General features: G+C 72.2%; 17 protein-coding genes. 13 read left to right on the top strand and 4 right to left on the bottom strand.

Translation table 11 applies throughout. The features are described from left to right. Nucleotides 1-91: 91 nt before the first annotated feature. The 5 genes from IF00_RS0129620 (at nt 92) to IF00_RS0129605 (ending at nt 3,018) form a co-directional block, all read left to right on the top strand. Complete coding sequence (locus IF00_RS0129620) at nt 92-778, top strand: LmeA family phospholipid-binding protein (RefSeq protein ID WP_030323282.1); 687 nt, start codon at nt 92-94, stop codon at nt 776-778. A gap of 410 nt (nt 779-1,188) precedes the next feature. After that, nucleotides 1,189-1,269, top strand: coding sequence for a putative leader peptide (locus tag IF00_RS48100; protein WP_350497993.1), 81 nt, complete (start codon nt 1,189-1,191; stop codon nt 1,267-1,269). A 205-nt stretch (nt 1,270-1,474) separates the two neighbouring features. After that, nucleotides 1,475-2,320 carry a sulfurtransferase gene (locus tag IF00_RS0129615; RefSeq protein ID WP_030323281.1) on the top strand — a complete coding sequence of 282 codons (846 nt, stop codon included), beginning with the start codon at nt 1,475-1,477 and terminating at the stop codon, nt 2,318-2,320. 49 nt (nt 2,321-2,369) lie between these two features. Further along, the gene (locus tag IF00_RS0129610) at nt 2,370-2,657 is read left to right on the top strand and encodes a DUF1416 domain-containing protein (RefSeq protein ID WP_015035121.1); all 288 of its coding nucleotides are present in this window, start codon (nt 2,370-2,372) and stop codon (nt 2,655-2,657) included. Between the two features lie 97 nt (nt 2,658-2,754). After that, entirely contained in the window at nt 2,755-3,018 is a 264-nt protein-coding gene (locus tag IF00_RS0129605; RefSeq protein ID WP_030323280.1) for a DUF3099 domain-containing protein, read from the top strand. A 6-nt stretch (nt 3,019-3,024) separates the two neighbouring features. Here IF00_RS0129605 and IF00_RS0129600 read toward each other — a convergent pair whose 3' ends face one another. Next, nucleotides 3,025-3,390 carry a DsrE family protein gene (locus IF00_RS0129600; RefSeq protein WP_030323279.1) on the bottom strand — a complete coding sequence of 122 codons (366 nt, stop codon included), beginning with the start codon at nt 3,388-3,390 and terminating at the stop codon, nt 3,025-3,027. Nucleotides 3,391-3,666: 276 nt separating this feature from the next. Here IF00_RS0129600 and IF00_RS0129590 point away from each other — a divergent pair, with 276 nt between their 5' ends. From IF00_RS0129590 to ygfZ, 3 genes are all read left to right on the top strand, one after another. Further along, complete coding sequence (locus IF00_RS0129590; protein WP_030323277.1) at nt 3,667-4,239, top strand: heme-binding beta-barrel domain-containing protein; 573 nt, start codon at nt 3,667-3,669, stop codon at nt 4,237-4,239. Between the two features lie 70 nt (nt 4,240-4,309). Further along, nucleotides 4,310-4,747 carry a Fur family transcriptional regulator gene (locus IF00_RS0129585; protein ID WP_030323276.1) on the top strand — a complete coding sequence of 146 codons (438 nt, stop codon included), beginning with the start codon at nt 4,310-4,312 and terminating at the stop codon, nt 4,745-4,747. Nucleotides 4,748-4,756: 9 nt separating this feature from the next. After that, nucleotides 4,757-5,737 (top strand): CAF17-like 4Fe-4S cluster assembly/insertion protein YgfZ, encoded by a 981-nt coding sequence (ygfZ, locus tag IF00_RS0129580; RefSeq protein ID WP_030323275.1) that lies wholly within the window; start codon nt 4,757-4,759, stop codon nt 5,735-5,737. A gap of 16 nt (nt 5,738-5,753) precedes the next feature. Here the strand turns inward: ygfZ and dtd are convergent, their stop codons facing one another. Beyond that, on the bottom strand, nt 5,754-6,179 hold the full coding sequence (gene dtd, locus IF00_RS0129575; RefSeq protein WP_030323272.1) for a D-aminoacyl-tRNA deacylase: 426 nt from the start codon (nt 6,177-6,179) through the stop codon (nt 5,754-5,756). A 139-nt stretch (nt 6,180-6,318) separates the two neighbouring features. Here dtd and IF00_RS0129570 point away from each other — a divergent pair, with 139 nt between their 5' ends. Both IF00_RS0129570 and IF00_RS0129565 read left to right on the top strand, forming a co-directional pair. Beyond that, entirely contained in the window at nt 6,319-6,939 is a 621-nt protein-coding gene (locus tag IF00_RS0129570) for an RsiG family protein (protein ID WP_030323270.1), read from the top strand. Between the two features lie 125 nt (nt 6,940-7,064). Further along, a complete protein-coding gene (locus IF00_RS0129565) occupies nt 7,065-8,309 on the top strand; it encodes a GNAT family N-acetyltransferase (RefSeq protein ID WP_030323265.1) in 1,245 nt (414 codons plus the stop codon). Between the two features lie 29 nt (nt 8,310-8,338). On the opposite strand, the gene IF00_RS0129560 is transcribed toward IF00_RS0129565, so the two are convergent. After that, nucleotides 8,339-9,094, bottom strand: a complete 756-nt coding sequence (locus tag IF00_RS0129560; RefSeq protein WP_030323263.1) for an ABC transporter permease — start codon at nt 9,092-9,094, stop codon at nt 8,339-8,341. After that, the gene (locus IF00_RS0129555) at nt 9,087-10,034 is read right to left on the bottom strand and encodes an ABC transporter ATP-binding protein (protein WP_030323262.1); all 948 of its coding nucleotides are present in this window, start codon (nt 10,032-10,034) and stop codon (nt 9,087-9,089) included. Before IF00_RS0129555 ends, IF00_RS0129560 begins: the two co-directional genes overlap by 8 nt. A 132-nt stretch (nt 10,035-10,166) precedes the next feature. Between IF00_RS0129555 and IF00_RS0129550 the strand changes: the two genes are divergently transcribed. From IF00_RS0129550 to IF00_RS0129540, 3 genes are all read left to right on the top strand, one after another. Further along, a complete protein-coding gene (locus IF00_RS0129550) occupies nt 10,167-10,991 on the top strand; it encodes a TetR/AcrR family transcriptional regulator (protein ID WP_388310372.1) in 825 nt (274 codons plus the stop codon). After that, on the top strand, nt 10,988-11,668 hold the full coding sequence (locus tag IF00_RS0129545; protein WP_030323258.1) for a TetR family transcriptional regulator: 681 nt from the start codon (nt 10,988-10,990) through the stop codon (nt 11,666-11,668). Before IF00_RS0129550 ends, IF00_RS0129545 begins: the two co-directional genes overlap by 4 nt. A 76-nt stretch (nt 11,669-11,744) precedes the next feature. Further along, complete coding sequence (locus IF00_RS0129540; protein WP_030323257.1) at nt 11,745-13,748, top strand: HelD family protein; 2,004 nt, start codon at nt 11,745-11,747, stop codon at nt 13,746-13,748. Nucleotides 13,749-13,865: the final 117 nt, after the last annotated feature.

Genomic DNA, 13,865 nt, shown 5'->3' with positions numbered 1-13,865 from the left:
ACCATGAGGGAACCAACCGGCCCCCTGACACGTCGATCTTCGTGTCGGGGGGCCGGACTTCATCCACTTCCATCAGGGGGACACACAGCCCATGAGAGCACTGCGGATTCTGTTGATCGTGGCCGTCGTGCTGGGCGGGGTCCTGGTGGGGATCGACCGGCTGGCCGTGTCGTACGCCGAGGACGAGGCCGCGGGCCGGGTGAAGCTCTCCTCGGCGAAGAGCGACGCCGTCGAGGTCGACATCAAGGGCTTCCCGTTCCTGACCCAGGTCGCGGACAAGCGGCTCGACGAGGTCGACGTCAGGCTGACCGGCGTCACCGCGACGGCGGGCGACAAGAACATCCGGGTCGGCGAGCTGAACGTGGCCCTGCGGGACGTGACCGTGACCGGCGACTGGGCGGGCGCGAAGGCGGGTTCCGCGAGCGGCACGGCCCTCATCTCGTACGCGGACCTCACCGCCGCCTCCGACCGCGAGGCCACGGTCGCCTACGGCGGCAACGGCAAGGTGAAGGTGACCGGCGGCGTGCAGGTGATGGGCCGCACCCTGACCCGTACCGTCCTCTCGACGGTGACCGTGGTGAACGGCGACACGATCCGGGTCCGTGCCGACGAGGTGCCCGGCGAGGGCATCCCGGGCATCGAGGACCTGGTCCGGGCGCGGACCGACTTCGACCGTCCGATCGGCGTGATCGCCGGGATGAAGGTGGAGAAGGTCGAGCCGAGGCCGGACGGCCTGGCCGTCACCGTGACCGGCAAGGACGTCGTCCTGGCGGGCTGACGGCACCGGAGGCGGTCCGGCCGCCGCGGGAGGGCGAGTCCGGAAGGCGATCCCGGAAGGCGGCTCGGAAGGCCGCGCGGAAGACAGCGGGGAAGCCCCGGCTGGGCGCCCGGAAACCGTTGCCAGCATGCCCGGAAGCCGTCGGCAGGGCGCTCGGGAAGCGGCCGGACGGCCGCCCGGGAAGCCGTCGGAGGGTGGCGCCGAAAAGCTGCCGGAGGACCCCGCCGTCTACTCGTTGGTCACATGCTGAGACACCGCTGTCCGACCAGCAGAATCGGAACCGGACGCCCCGCCGCGGAGGCGTCCGGGGCCCTCTCGTGCGGTGATCGCGTCTCGTATCTCGGACGATCGCGTCTCAAAATACGACACGCCGGTGACACGGCCACCTGTCCGTCCCTACGATCGAGGGCATGAAGCGACAGGCGGATCTCACGAAGCGGCGGGCAGTAGACCTGTGCCGCGTCGCCGCCATGCTCTGTCGCTCCGTCTGAGCGGGACTCACCACTCCCGTATTCCTCAGGCCCTCCGACCGCGGTCGGGGCCGCCCCGTGTAGCCGTACGCACGTCCGTCACGCACGTCCGCTTGCCCGACACGTCCACCGACACGTCACCCGACGAGCCGCCCGCGACGAGGCGTACCGCACCACATCGCACACCCGCACCACACCGCCGCACACTGCCCCGGAGGAGAACAGCATGGCTCGCAGCGACGTCCTGGTCGACGCGGACTGGGTCGAGGCCAACCTCGACAACCCGCAGGTCGCCATCGTCGAGGTCGACGAGGACACCTCGGCCTACGAGAAGAACCACATCCGCAACGCCATCCGTATCGACTGGACCCAGGACCTGCAGGACCCGGTCCGCCGCGACTTCATCGACCAGGAGGGCTTCGAGAAGCTCCTCTCGGCGAAGGGCATCGCGAACGACACCACGGTCGTCCTCTACGGCGGCAACAACAACTGGTTCGCCTCCTACGCCTACTGGTACTTCAAGCTCTACGGCCACCAGGACGTGAAGCTCCTCGACGGCGGCCGCAAGAAGTGGGAGCTCGACTCCCGCGACCTGGTCGACGGCGCCGCCGTGCCGGCCCGCCCGGCCACGGAGTACAAGGCCAAGGCCCAGGACTCCTCGATCCGCGCCTTCCGCGACGACGTCGTGGCCGCGATCGGCGCCCAGAACCTGGTCGACGTCCGCTCGCCCGACGAGTTCTCCGGCAAGCTGCTCGCCCCGGCGCACCTCCCGCAGGAGCAGTCGCAGCGCCCCGGCCACGTGCCGAGCGCCCGCAACATCCCGTGGTCGAAGAACGCCAACGACGACGGCACGTTCAAGTCGGACGACGAGCTCAAGGCCCTCTACGAGGACGAGCAGGTCGACCTGGCGAAGGACACCATCGCCTACTGCCGCATCGGTGAGCGCTCCGCGCTGACCTGGTTCGTGCTGCACGAGCTGCTCGAGGTCACGAACGTCAAGAACTACGACGGCTCGTGGACCGAGTACGGCTCCCTCGTCGGCGTGCCGATCGAGCTCGGCGCCAACAAGTAACCCCGGACCCTCCCTCCTCCGGACCCCTCGACCGTAAGGACAGAACGACATGTGTGGAGCGCAGCCCGGCGGCCCCGACGCCTCGACGATCAAGCCCGGTGAGACCACCATCCAGGGCTTCGTGACCAAGGACGGCCAGCCCGTCACCGGTTACGTCCGCCTCCTGGACTCGACCGGCGAGTTCACGGCCGAGGTCCCGACCTCCGCCACCGGCCAGTTCCGTTTCTACGCGGCCGAGGGCACGTGGACCGTCCGCGCCCTGGTCCCCGGCGGCACCGCCGACCGTCAGGTCGTGGCGCAGCACGGTGGCCTCGCGGAGGTCGCCATCGCGGTCTGATCCGCGACACCGAACCGGCCGAAGGGCCGTGCCTCCTGGGGGGTTGGACGCCATTTCCAGGACTTGAGGCACGGCCCTTCGGTCGTACCCTGAAGGTGTGTACGCACGACGTCGCCACGTCTATTTCTGGATGATGGGCGCCTGCCTGCTGCTCTTCGTGGGCGCCTGGGCCGTCGTGCGCCTCTTCTCGATGCCGGTGGCCATCGGCATGTGCGTGGTCGCCATGCTCATCCCCCCGGTCGCCGCGATGGTCGCGAACCGTCGGGGCCCGGAGGATCGCTGGTGGGACGACCCCTCGGGCGACCCGACGTCGGACGAGTGGTGGGACGAGCTGGACGGCAAGAAGCGCCGCCACGAATAGTCGCGGTCAGTAGACGAGCGCCTGCGTCTCGTCCGCCATCGCCTCCTGCACGAAGAGCTGGGCGCCGGCGATGCGGAAGCCCTCCAGGAGGTCCTTCTCCTCGATGTCACGGCGGGCCGCGCACTGCGTGCAGACCGTGATGCGCCCGCCGGCCGCCAGGATCCCGTCGATGAGGTCCGGAAGCGGTGCGGCGTGCGGGAGCTCGAACTCGGCGGCGCGGCCGGGGAGGGCGAACCACGAGGACTCGCCGGTCAGCCAGAGCGAGACCTCGACGCCGCTGGCGGCGGCGACGGCGGCCACCGTGAAGGCCTGGGAACAGCGTTCGGGGGCCTCGGCCCCCGCGGTCACCTTGATCACGAGCTTCTTCGGCATGCGTCGAACTGTAATGCGCGGCACCGTCGCGCCGGTCACAGCGTGCGAGACCCACCTCACCGAGTGGGCCGGGTCCCCGCCCACTAAGCTGGGGTCCGGCCCGTTCCGCCTTCACCGCTCAGTCGAGGAGCACCCTGTGATCATCTTCTTCGAAATCCTCCTGGTCCTGGTCGCCGTCGGCGTGATCGCCTTCGCCGGTCTGGCCGTGAAGAAGCTGTACCAGGGCCAGCGCTAATCCTTCTCGCCAACCACTTCTAGAGAACGCCAGAGCTGCTCATGATCGAGATCCCGTCCGACCTCAACCCGGACCTCGTCCCCCTCGCGTTCCTGCTCGGCACGTGGGAGGGCGCGGGTGTCTCCGACTTCCCCGGCGCCGACAAGTGCAACTTCGGGCAGTCCGTGACGTTCAGCCACGACGGCCGGGACTTCCTGGAGTACACGTCCCACTCCTGGGTCCTGGACAACGAGGGCAACAAGGTCCGTCCGCTGGAGAGCGAGAGCGGCTACTGGCGCATCGACAAGGACCGCAAGGTCGAGGTCGTCATGGTCCGTGACCAGGGCATCGTCGAGATCTGGTACGGCGAGCTCGCCGACCAGAAGCCGCAGATCGACCTGGCCACGGACGCGGTCGCCCGCACCGCGGCCTCGGGTCCGTACTCCGGCGGCAAGCGCCTCTACGGCTACGTCAAGAGCGACCTCATGTGGGTGGGCGAGAAGGCGACCCCCGAGGTTCCGCTGCGGCCGTACATGTCGGCGCACCTGAAGAAGGTCGTGACGCCTGAAGAGGTCGCGGACATGGCCCGCAACCTCGGCGACCTGCCGGACGACGGCATCGCCTTCTTCCGCTAGAACCCGCGGGATCCCGCTGGATCCCGTCGGAACCTGGGGCTGAGCGCCGCGCCCTCCTACACTGGGGGGCGTGGTGAGTACCGACTGGAAAAGCGACCTGCGGCAGCGCGGCTACCGGCTGACGCCGCAGCGTCAGCTCGTCCTCGAGGCGGTCGACGCGCTCGAACACGCGACGCCCGACGACATCCTCGTCGAAGTCCGCAGGACCGCGTCCGGGGTGAACATCTCCACCGTCTACCGGACCCTCGAGCTCCTGGAGGAGCTCGGGCTCGTGAGTCACGCCCATCTGGGGCACGGGGCTCCGACGTACCACCTCGCCGACCGGCACCACCATCTGCACCTGGTCTGCCGGGACTGCTCCGAGGTGATCGAGGCGGATGTCGAGGTGGCTTCCGAGTTCACCGGGAAGCTCCGTGAGACCTTCGGCTTCGAGACCGACATGAAGCACTTCGCCATCTTCGGGCGATGCGCGGACTGTACGCGGAAGGCGCTGGACAGCGAGTCGTAGGCTTGCCCCATGCAGCGACATTCAACGACCAGCCCTCTGCTGTCCCTGCCCGGCGCCGTCGCCGCGGAAGGCCGCGACGAAGGTGTCGCCGCGCACTACGGCGACCTGTTCCGGGAGCAGCGCGCCCTCGCCGACGGACGCGGTTTCGTCGACCTCTCGCACCGCGGTGTCGTCGCCGTCACCGGTGACGACCGGCTGAGCTGGCTGCACCTGCTCGTCACCCAGCACATGACCGACCTCGCGCCCGGACAGGCCACCGAGGCGCTGATCCTCTCCGCGAACGGGCACATCGAGCACGCCATGTACCTCGTCGACGACGGCGAGACGGTGTGGGCTCACGTCGAGCCGGGCACGCGCGAGGAGCTCGTCGCGTACCTGGAGTCGATGAAGTTCTTCTACCGCGTCGAGGTCGCCGACCGTACGGACGACATCGCCGTCGTCCACCTCCCGGCCGGTTCCATCGCCGAGGTGCCCGAGGGAGTCGTCGTACGGGAGACCCCGCACGGCCGCGACCTCTTCCTGCCCCGCGCCGGCCTGGAGTCCTTCGAAGCCTCGCACGGCCCGGCCGCCGGCATCCTCGCGTACGAGGCGCTGCGCGTCGAGGCCCACCGGCCTCGGCTCGGCTTCGAGACCGACCACCGGACCATCCCGCACGAGGTCGGCCTCATCGGCAGCGCCGTCCACCTCCAGAAGGGCTGCTACCGGGGCCAGGAGACCGTCGCCCGGGTGCAGAACCTGGGGAAGCCGCCGCGCCGTCTGGTCTTCCTGCACCTGGACGGCAGCGAGGTGCTGCTGCCCGGGCACGGCACCCCGCTCCGGCTCGCCGCCGACGGCGAGGAGGGCCGCCAGCTCGGCTTCGTGACCAGCTCCGTCCGCCATCACGAGCTGGGGCCGATCGCCCTGGCCCTGGTGAAGCGGAACGTGCCGGTGGACGCCCCGCTGATCGCCGGGACGACGGCCGCCGCGCAGGAGACCGTCGTCGAGCCGTAGGGGCGCCGGGCGTCGCTCAGACCTCCAGCAGCACCGTGAACGGGCCGTGATTCGTGAGCGAGACGCGCATGTCCGCTCCGAACCGGCCCGTCTCCACGTGCGCGCCCAGTTCGCGCAGCCGGGCCACGACCTCGTCCACGAGGGGCTCCGCCACCGGGCCGGGCGCGGCCGCGTTCCAGGTGGGCCGGCGGCCCTTGCGAGCGTCCCCGTAGAGCGTGAACTGGGAGATGACGAGCAGCGGTGCGTTCACGTCCGAGCACGACTTCTCGTCGTCCAGTACCCGGACGGACCAGAGCTTTCTGGCCAATTGGGCGGCCTTCTCCGGGGTGTCGTCGTGGGTCACCCCGACCAGCACGCACAAGCCCTCGCCGGTGATCTCACCGACGGTCTCCCCTGCGACGACGACACTCGCGCCGTCCACCCTCTGCACCACTGCACGCATACGCCCCAACCTACCGAGTGGCGACCACTCCGACGGATGAGGGGCCGAACGGGTGCAGAGCGCCTGCACGCGCACATGCAGGAGTGGCACGATGCGTGTCAGGCGGTGCGGCTCCGCACCGGTCGAGGGGACGATTCTCATGAGTGCACCTGGCACCGGGCCGACGCCGTCCGGCCCCGTACCGCTGATCCGCGCCGGAACCAGGGGCGGTGGACCGGGCGGAGGCCCGGCCACGCGCCCACCCGTACAGAGGACCGCCGAACCCGCCCTGTCGGACCGGACCCAGCCCGAGCTCGGTGCGCTCCGGCTGCCCGAGCTGCGCGCCCTGCGCCGGGACGCGCAGAGCGACGAGGCCGACCTGAGCTATGTGCGCCGGATGCTCCAGGGCCGGATCGACATCCTGCGGGCCGAGCTGGCGCGCCGGACCGACCCGGAGGCCCCGGTCCTCGACCGGCTCTCCGAGATCCTCGCCGACGTGCCGTCGCGGCACCGCTCGTCGGCCCGGCACGTGACGCTGTCGACGCCGCGCAGCGAGGAGTACCGGCGGCTCGCGTCCGAGATGCTGTCGGAGGTCGAGCTGTCGGACCTCACGGCCCGCACGGACGACGAGCTGCACGCGGGGATGGGGCGGCTCGCCGGGTACGAGCAGCAGATCTCCCGGCGCCGGCAGCACCTCCAGCGGACCGCCGACGACTGCAGCGCCGAGATCGCCCGTCGCTACCGGGAGGGCGAGGCTCAGGTCGACGACCTGCTGGCGTGAGCCGCGAAGGTCACGGAGGCCGCGAAGGGCGCGGAGGCGGGGCGCGGCGGGGCCCACGAGGCCGCGGAGGGCGCCGGGGGAAAACTCGGGTGCGGGTGTCCCGGGGCCCTGCGTAGGGTCGAAGGATGACTGTCGACGTACGCGCGGTGACGGAGTCCGAGTTCCCCGACTGGCAGCGTGCCCTGCGCACCGGGTTCCTCAACCCGCCCGTCGTGTCCGAGGCCGAGGTCGCCGACCGGCTGCCGCACGTCGACCTCGCCCGGACGCTCGGCGCCTACGACCGCGGCCGGACCGTCGCGACCTTCCGGTCCTTCCGGCAGGAGGTCAGCACGGTCGGCGGCGGCAGCCTCACCGCCGACGCGATCACCCAGGTCACCGTCTCCCCGACGCACCGCAGGCGCGGACTGCTCAGCCGGATGATGGGCGCCGACCTGGCCGCCGCGAAGGAGCGGGGCGACGCCGTCGCCACTCTGATCGCCGCCGAGTACCCGATCTACGGGCGGTACGGCTTCGGCGCGGCCAGCTGGTGCGCCGAGTGGAGCGTGGACGTGCGCCGGGCCGGGCTCGACCCGCGCCGCTCGGGCCGCCCCGAGGAGGGCGGCCGGATCGATCTGACCGACGCCGACGAGATCCGCAAGGTCGGCCCCGAGGTGTACGCCCGGCTCGGCGGCGTCCGCGCCGGGGTCACCGACCGCAACGCGCGCGGCTGGGACGTCGGCACCGGTCTGGGGGTGCAGAGCGAGCCGTGGCGTGAGCCCTATTACGCGCTGTACCGCGCGGAGTCCGGCGCCATCGAGGGGTTCGTGGCCTACACGGCCGACGACAAGTGGGACGACGCCAAGCAGCCGATGAACACGGCGACCGTGCGGGACCTGATCGCCGTCACTCCGGCCGCCGAGCGCGCCCTCTGGCACTACCTCTGCTCCGTCGACTGGATCAGCACGGTCCGCTCCGGCTACCGGGCGCCCGACGACCCGCTGCCGCTGCTCCTGCCGGACCCGCGCGCCGCGAAGCTGCTGACGTACGCGGACATGCTGTGGGTCCGGGTCCTCGACGTCGTCCGGGTCCTGGAGAGCCGGACGTACCCGGTGACGGACGGTCTGGTGCTCGACCTGCGGGACGGGGACGGGTTCGCCGGCGGGCGCTACCGGATCGACGCCTCCCCGGACGGCGCCTCCTGTGTCCGTACGGACGAGTCCGCCGATCTCGCCTTCGACATCGCCGAGTTGGGCGTCCTCGCGTTCGGCGACGAGTCGGCGGTGCGGCTCGGCCGCCTCGGGCGCGTCGAGGAGCTGACGGCCGGCGCGGCCGCCCGCGCCGACCTGCTGTTCCGCACGCCGCTGCGGCCCTTCTCGCCCGACATCTTCTGATGCCCGGCTCCTTCTGAGGTCTCCGCCCGTCAGCGGGTGCGGAGCCGGAAGAGGAAGCCCGATGCGGTGACCGCGAGGGTCAGCAGGCCGGCGCACCAACCCAGCGCGATCCACGGCGAGTCGCCGACCGGCTGGTCGAGCAGCAGGCCCCGCATCGACTCGATCAGCGGGGTCACCGGCTGGTGCTCGGCGAAGCCGTGCAGCCAGCTCGGCATCGTCTCGATCGGCACGAACGCGCTGCTCGGATAGGGCAGGAACATCATGAAGAACGTCACCGCGCCGGCCGCCTCCGCCGTTCTGGTGACGAGGCCGATCGCCGCCGACAGCCACGACACGGCGGTGATGTAGGCGAGCAGCAGTCCGATGGCCGCGAGCCAGCCGCCCGGTGAGGCGCTCGGGCGGAAGCCGATGACGAAGGCGGCGCCGAGGACGAGCGTGGTGGAGAGCGCGTTGCGGGTGACGGCGGCGGCGACGTGCCCAGCGAGGAACGGCGTCCCGCCGATGTCGAGGGTACGGAAGCGGTCGACGACCCCGAGCCGCATGTCCTCGCTGACGGAGAGGGCGGTGCTCGCCGCGCCGAACCCGGCGCAGAGGACGAGCACGCCGGGGACGACGTAGGTGACGTACCGGGTGCCGGTGTCGATGGCTCCGCCGAAGAAGTAGACGAAGACCAGCATCAGCATGATCGGCAGCATCATCGAGGTGATGACGGCGTCGAGGTTGCGGCGGCTGAGGCGGATGCCGCGCCCGGCGAGGGTGCTCGCGGCGGTGAGCGTGTCAGACACGGCTGGGCTCCTTGTCGGCGGTGAGGGTCAGGAAGACGTCGTCGAGCGTGGCCGTGTGCAGCCCGAAGCGGGCGATGTCCCGGCGCCCGGGGTCGAGCGTGTCGAGCAGCTCCCGCACGTGGGCGGCGCTGCCGTCGGTGGGGACGCCGAGCGTGCGGGTCTCGGGGTCCCGGGTCGCCGCGGGGCTCGTCCGCTCGGTGAGCCGCACGTAGCTCTGCTCGTCGGACGCCACGACGTCGAGGCGGTGGGCGGCGTACCGGGCCTTGAGCTCGGCGGGGGTGCCTTCGGCGAGGGTGCGGCCCAGGCCGAGGACCGCGATCCGGTCGGCGAGCCGGTCCGCCTCCTCCAGGTACTGGGTGGTGAGGAAGACCGTCGTACCGGCGTCGGAGAGTTCGCGGACCGCCTGCCACAGTTCCCGGCGGCTGCGCGGGTCGAGTCCGGTGGTGGGTTCGTCGAGGAACATCACCTGGGTCGCGCCGGGGTCGCGGACGAGGCCGGCGGCGAGGTCCAGGCGGCGGCGCATGCCGCCCGAGTACGTCTTCGTGAGGCGGCCGCCGGCCTCGGTGAGCCCGAAGCGGTCGAGGAGTTCGGCGGCGCGGCGGGCGGCGGCGGGGCGGGAGAGGCCGGAGAGCCGGGCGGCCGTCCAGAGGTTCTCGGCGCCGGTCTGGGTCTCGTCGACGGCGGCGAACTGTCCGGTGAGGCTGATCGCGCGGCGGACCCGGGAGCGGGCGGTGACGACGTCGTGCCCGGCCACGCGCGCGTGGCCGGCGTCGGGCGTGGTGAGGGTGGAGAGGATGCGGACGGTCGTGGTCTTGCCGGCGCCGTTGGGGCCGAGGAGGGCGAAGACGGTGCCGCGCGGGACGTGGAGGTCGAGGGCGTCGAGGACGCGGACGTCTCCGTAGGTCTTGGTCAGGCCGGTGGCTTCGATGGCCGGAGGCATGGGTGCTCCCTGGGCGGGTGGACGGTGGGGATACCTCTTCCGTACTGCGTATGTCATACGCGTTACTGTGTAAGGGTTACGCATTACTAGGATGGGCGTCAAGCGTGCGAGGTGGCCGGGAGGCGGCGGGTTGTGACGACGGACGGCGAGGGACGTGCGGGCGGAGACGTCGGCGGCGGCGGTGCCGCGGCCGGTGACGGTGCTGTGACCGGTGACGGCGGGACCTTCCTGCCGCCGAGCATCGAGGCGGCCTGGGGGCTGCGGGAGCGCCCCTCGAAGGGCCCCAAGCCCGGGCTGACCCTGGACCGGATCGTCGACGCGGCCGTCGCCCTCGCCTCGACCGAGGGGCTCGGCGCCGTCTCCATGGGCCGGGTCGCCAAGGAACTGGGCGCCTCGACGATGTCCCTCTACCGGTACGTCTCCGCCAAGAGCGAGCTGTACGTCCTCATGCTGGAGGCCGCCACCGGAGCCCCGCCCGAGCTCTTCCCGGCCGGCACCGCCTGGCGCGAGGCCCTGGAGGCCTGGGCGTGGGCGCTGCGCGAGGTCTACCACCGCAACCTCTGGATGCTGCGGGTCCCCGTCTCCGGCCCGCCCGCGACCCCGAACCTGGTCGCCTGGTGGGAGAAGGCCCTCGTCGCCCTGGAGGGCACCGGTCTCGACCCCGGCTCCAAGATCTCGGTGACCCTGCTGGTCAGCGGATACGTGCGGAACGACGCCCTGGTCATGGCCGACCTCGCCTCGGTCATCGCCTCGGCCGAGGGTGATCCCGGAGAGGTGCTCGCCCGGTACGGCCGCACCCTGCGGCGGCTCGCCGATCCGGAGAGGTACCCGGAGGTGGCGCGGATGCTGGACTCGGGCGTGATGGATGTCGCCGACGAGCCCGAGGTCGAGTTCCGCTTCGGTCTGGCCCGGGTCCTCGACGGGGTCGCCGTACTGGTGGAGGGGCGTGCCTCGTGACCCCGGACCGCGATGCCGCCGCCCCCGGGCTGCGCGAACGGAAGAAGGAGCGGACCCGTCAGGCCCTGTCGGACGCGGCCGTCGCGCTCTTCCTGGAGCGGGGCTTCGACGCCGTCTCGGTCGCGGAGGTGGCGGCCGCCGCCGAGGTCTCCAAGCCGACCCTCTTCCGGTACTTCCCGGCCAAGGAGGATCTGGTCCTCCACCGGTTCGCGGATCACGAGGACGAGTCGGCCCGGGTGGTGGCCGCGGGCCGTCGTGCCGGCACGGCCCCGCTCGACGCGCTGTCCGCGCATCTGCTCGACGGCCTCGCCCGGCGCGATCCGGTCACCGGGCTCTGCGACCACCCCGCGGTCCTGGCGTACCTCCGGCTGCTGTACGGCACGCCGGCCCTGGTCGGTCGCCTCCACGCCTACCGCGTGCGGTCGGAGGCGGCGCTCGCGGGTGCGCTGGCGGCCGGTGTGGAGGGCTCGGGGGGCTCGGGAGGCGCGGAGGGCTCGCGGGGCGACGCCCTCCTCGCGCGGCTCGCCGCCGGGCAGATCGTGACCGTGCTCCGGGTCCTCGCCGAGGAGAACACGGCGCGGATCGCGGCCGGGGAGACGGCCGACGAGGTGGAGGCGGACGCGGTGGCGGCGGCGGGGCTGGCGTTCCGGGCGTTGCGGGAGGGGCTTCCGTACTGAGTGGGCGTGCCGGGCAGGCGTCACGTAGACAGGTAAAAAATGTAACTCGGTAACGTTTTCCGTTAGTCTTGTCGGAATGACGTCACTGGACCTTGAGCTTGCTCGCGAACGCTCCCACCACGACGCCTGCCGTGCCGCCCTGACCCGGATGACCGAGGACGTCGCCGAACAGGTCGTCACCGGCGAGGACACCGCCGCCTCCGGCGCCGACGCCGAGGCGCTCGGCCGCCATCTGCGCAGTCGCGCCAAGGAGATGCGGGAGCAGCCCGCGGGACCGCTGTTCTTCGGGCGCCTCGACCTCGACGACGGTCAGGTGCACCACATCGGCCGCCGGCGGATCGGCGAGGACCCGGCCGCCCCGCCGCTCGTCGTCGACTGGCGTGCGCCCGTCTCCCGCGCCTACTACCAGGCGGGCGCCCGCGACCCGCAGGGCGTGCTCCGCCGCCGCCGCTTCGGCTGGGCCCCGTACAGCGAGGGCGCCTCGGAGGATCTGACCGCCCTTGAGGACGAACGGCTCACCGCGGGCGGGGAGGTGACCGTCAGCGCGCTGCTCGCCGGAGAGATCGAGCGCCCCCGGGTGGGCCCGATGCGGGACATCGCGGCCACCATCCAGCCCGAGCAGGACGACCTCGTACGCTCCGACCCGGCCGCCTCCCTGTGCGTGCAGGGCGCGCCCGGCACCGGCAAGACCGCCGTGGGCCTGCACCGGGCCGCGTACCTCCTCTACACCCATCCACAGCGGATCCGGCGTTCCGGTCTGCTCGTCCTCGGCCCGCACCGCGCGTTCCTCTCGTACATCTCCGAGGTGCTGCCCTCGCTCGGCGAGACCGGTGTCCGTCAGGCCACCCTCCACGACGAGATCGCCCGGCACCCGGTCCGTGCCGAGGACGGCGGGGCGGCGGCCCGGGTCAAGCACGACGCCCGGATGGCGGAGGTGCTGCACCGCGCGCTGTACGGCAGGGTCGACCCGGCGCCGGCGGAGGACCTCGCGGTGCCGGACGGCTCGTACCACTGGCGGCTGCCGGCCGCGCAGCTCGCCGCGATCGTCGCGGACGTACGGGAGGAGGCGCCGCCCTACGCGACCGGTCGCGAGCGGGTCCGCGCCCGCATCGTGCGGGCCCTCCAGCTCCGGGCCGAGCGCCGGTGGGGGCCCATGGGCGCGGCCTGGGCGCGGCGGATCGAGCGGGCGGGGGCGGTGACGGCGTTCCTCGACGCGTGCTGGCCGAAGGCGATCCCGGAGGAGGTGCTCGCGCACCTCCTCACGGACCCCTCCGACACCGCCCTGACAGCGGCGGAACGGGCGGCGATCCGCTGGGACCGGCCGCCGCGCTCGTACCGCTCGGCGCGCTGGACCGCGGCCGACCTCGTGCTCCTCGACGAACTCGCGGGTCTGATCGAGCGGCCCGAGAGCTACGGCCATGTCGTCGTCGACGAGGCCCAGGACCTCTCGCCCATGGAGTGCCGGGCGATCGCCCGCCGCACCGGGTTCGGCTCGCTCACCGTGCTCGGGGACCTCGCCCAGGGCACCACCCCGTGGGCGGCCCGTGACTGGGACGAGCAGCTGGTCCACCTGGGCAAGCGCGGGGCGCCCGTGGTGCCGCTCACCCTCGGCTACCGGGTCCCGGCGGCGATCGTGGACCTCGCCAACCGCCTCCTGCCGCACCTGGGCGCGGACGTACCGGCGGGCCGTTCCGTCCGGAAGGACGGCGAGGTGACGGTCGTCCGGACGACGGACCGCCTCGATCTGCTCGGTGCGGCCGCCGGGGCCGTACGCGAGGCGCTCGTGGCGGAGGGGTCGGTCGGGGTGATCACAGCCGGCGGCCTGGTGCGTCCCGTGGAGGAGGCCGTACGGGCGTGCGGGGCGGCGGAGCGGGTGACCGTGCTTCCCGCGACGGTCGTGAAGGGCCTGGAGTTCGACCATGTCGTCGTGGTCGAACCGGCCGCGATCGTGGCGGCGGAGGCGCGGGGCCCGAACCGGCTGTACGTGGCGCTCACGCGGGCGGTGTCACGGCTGACCCTGGTGCACGAGGCGGAGCTTCCGGAGTGTCTGGCGGCGTCGACTGACCGTGGAGCAGGGTGAGTTCGGCTCCGACGCGGGCGAGGGCCCTACGTGCCTGCGGCGGGTCCAGGAGCTCCGGTACGCCGGGACCCCGGAGCTCGCGAGAGCTTCGAGGCCCCGGCGTGCGGTGCGCTCGGA

The sequence above is a fragment of the Streptomyces flavochromogenes genome, from assembly GCF_000717595.1.
Taxonomy (GTDB): domain Bacteria; phylum Actinomycetota; class Actinomycetes; order Streptomycetales; family Streptomycetaceae; genus Streptomyces; species Streptomyces flavochromogenes.
Note: the sequence above shows the minus strand (reverse complement) of the source record. Positions and strands in the feature narration are given on the sequence as shown.

Excerpts from the sequence above, each read along its gene's own strand:
- IF00_RS0129590 (WP_030323277.1), top strand. The coding sequence starts at position 3,667 with ATGATCGAGATCCCGTCCGACCTCAACCCGGACCTCGTCCCCCTCGCG.
- IF00_RS48100 (WP_350497993.1), top strand. The coding sequence starts at position 1,189 with ATGAAGCGACAGGCGGATCTCACGAAGCGGCGGGCAGTAGACCTGTGC.
- IF00_RS0129540 (WP_030323257.1), top strand. The coding sequence starts at position 11,745 with ATGACGTCACTGGACCTTGAGCTTGCTCGCGAACGCTCCCACCACGAC.
- IF00_RS0129620 (WP_030323282.1), top strand. The coding sequence starts at position 92 with ATGAGAGCACTGCGGATTCTGTTGATCGTGGCCGTCGTGCTGGGCGGG.
- IF00_RS0129600 (WP_030323279.1), bottom strand. The coding sequence starts at position 3,390 with ATGCCGAAGAAGCTCGTGATCAAGGTGACCGCGGGGGCCGAGGCCCCC.
- IF00_RS0129565 (WP_030323265.1), top strand. The coding sequence starts at position 7,065 with ATGACTGTCGACGTACGCGCGGTGACGGAGTCCGAGTTCCCCGACTGG.
- IF00_RS0129610 (WP_015035121.1), top strand. The coding sequence starts at position 2,370 with ATGTGTGGAGCGCAGCCCGGCGGCCCCGACGCCTCGACGATCAAGCCC.
- dtd (WP_030323272.1), bottom strand. The coding sequence starts at position 6,179 with ATGCGTGCAGTGGTGCAGAGGGTGGACGGCGCGAGTGTCGTCGTCGCA.
- IF00_RS0129615 (WP_030323281.1), top strand. The coding sequence starts at position 1,475 with ATGGCTCGCAGCGACGTCCTGGTCGACGCGGACTGGGTCGAGGCCAAC.
- IF00_RS0129555 (WP_030323262.1), bottom strand. The coding sequence starts at position 10,034 with ATGCCTCCGGCCATCGAAGCCACCGGCCTGACCAAGACCTACGGAGAC.
- IF00_RS0129570 (WP_030323270.1), top strand. The coding sequence starts at position 6,319 with ATGAGTGCACCTGGCACCGGGCCGACGCCGTCCGGCCCCGTACCGCTG.
- ygfZ (WP_030323275.1), top strand. The coding sequence starts at position 4,757 with ATGCAGCGACATTCAACGACCAGCCCTCTGCTGTCCCTGCCCGGCGCC.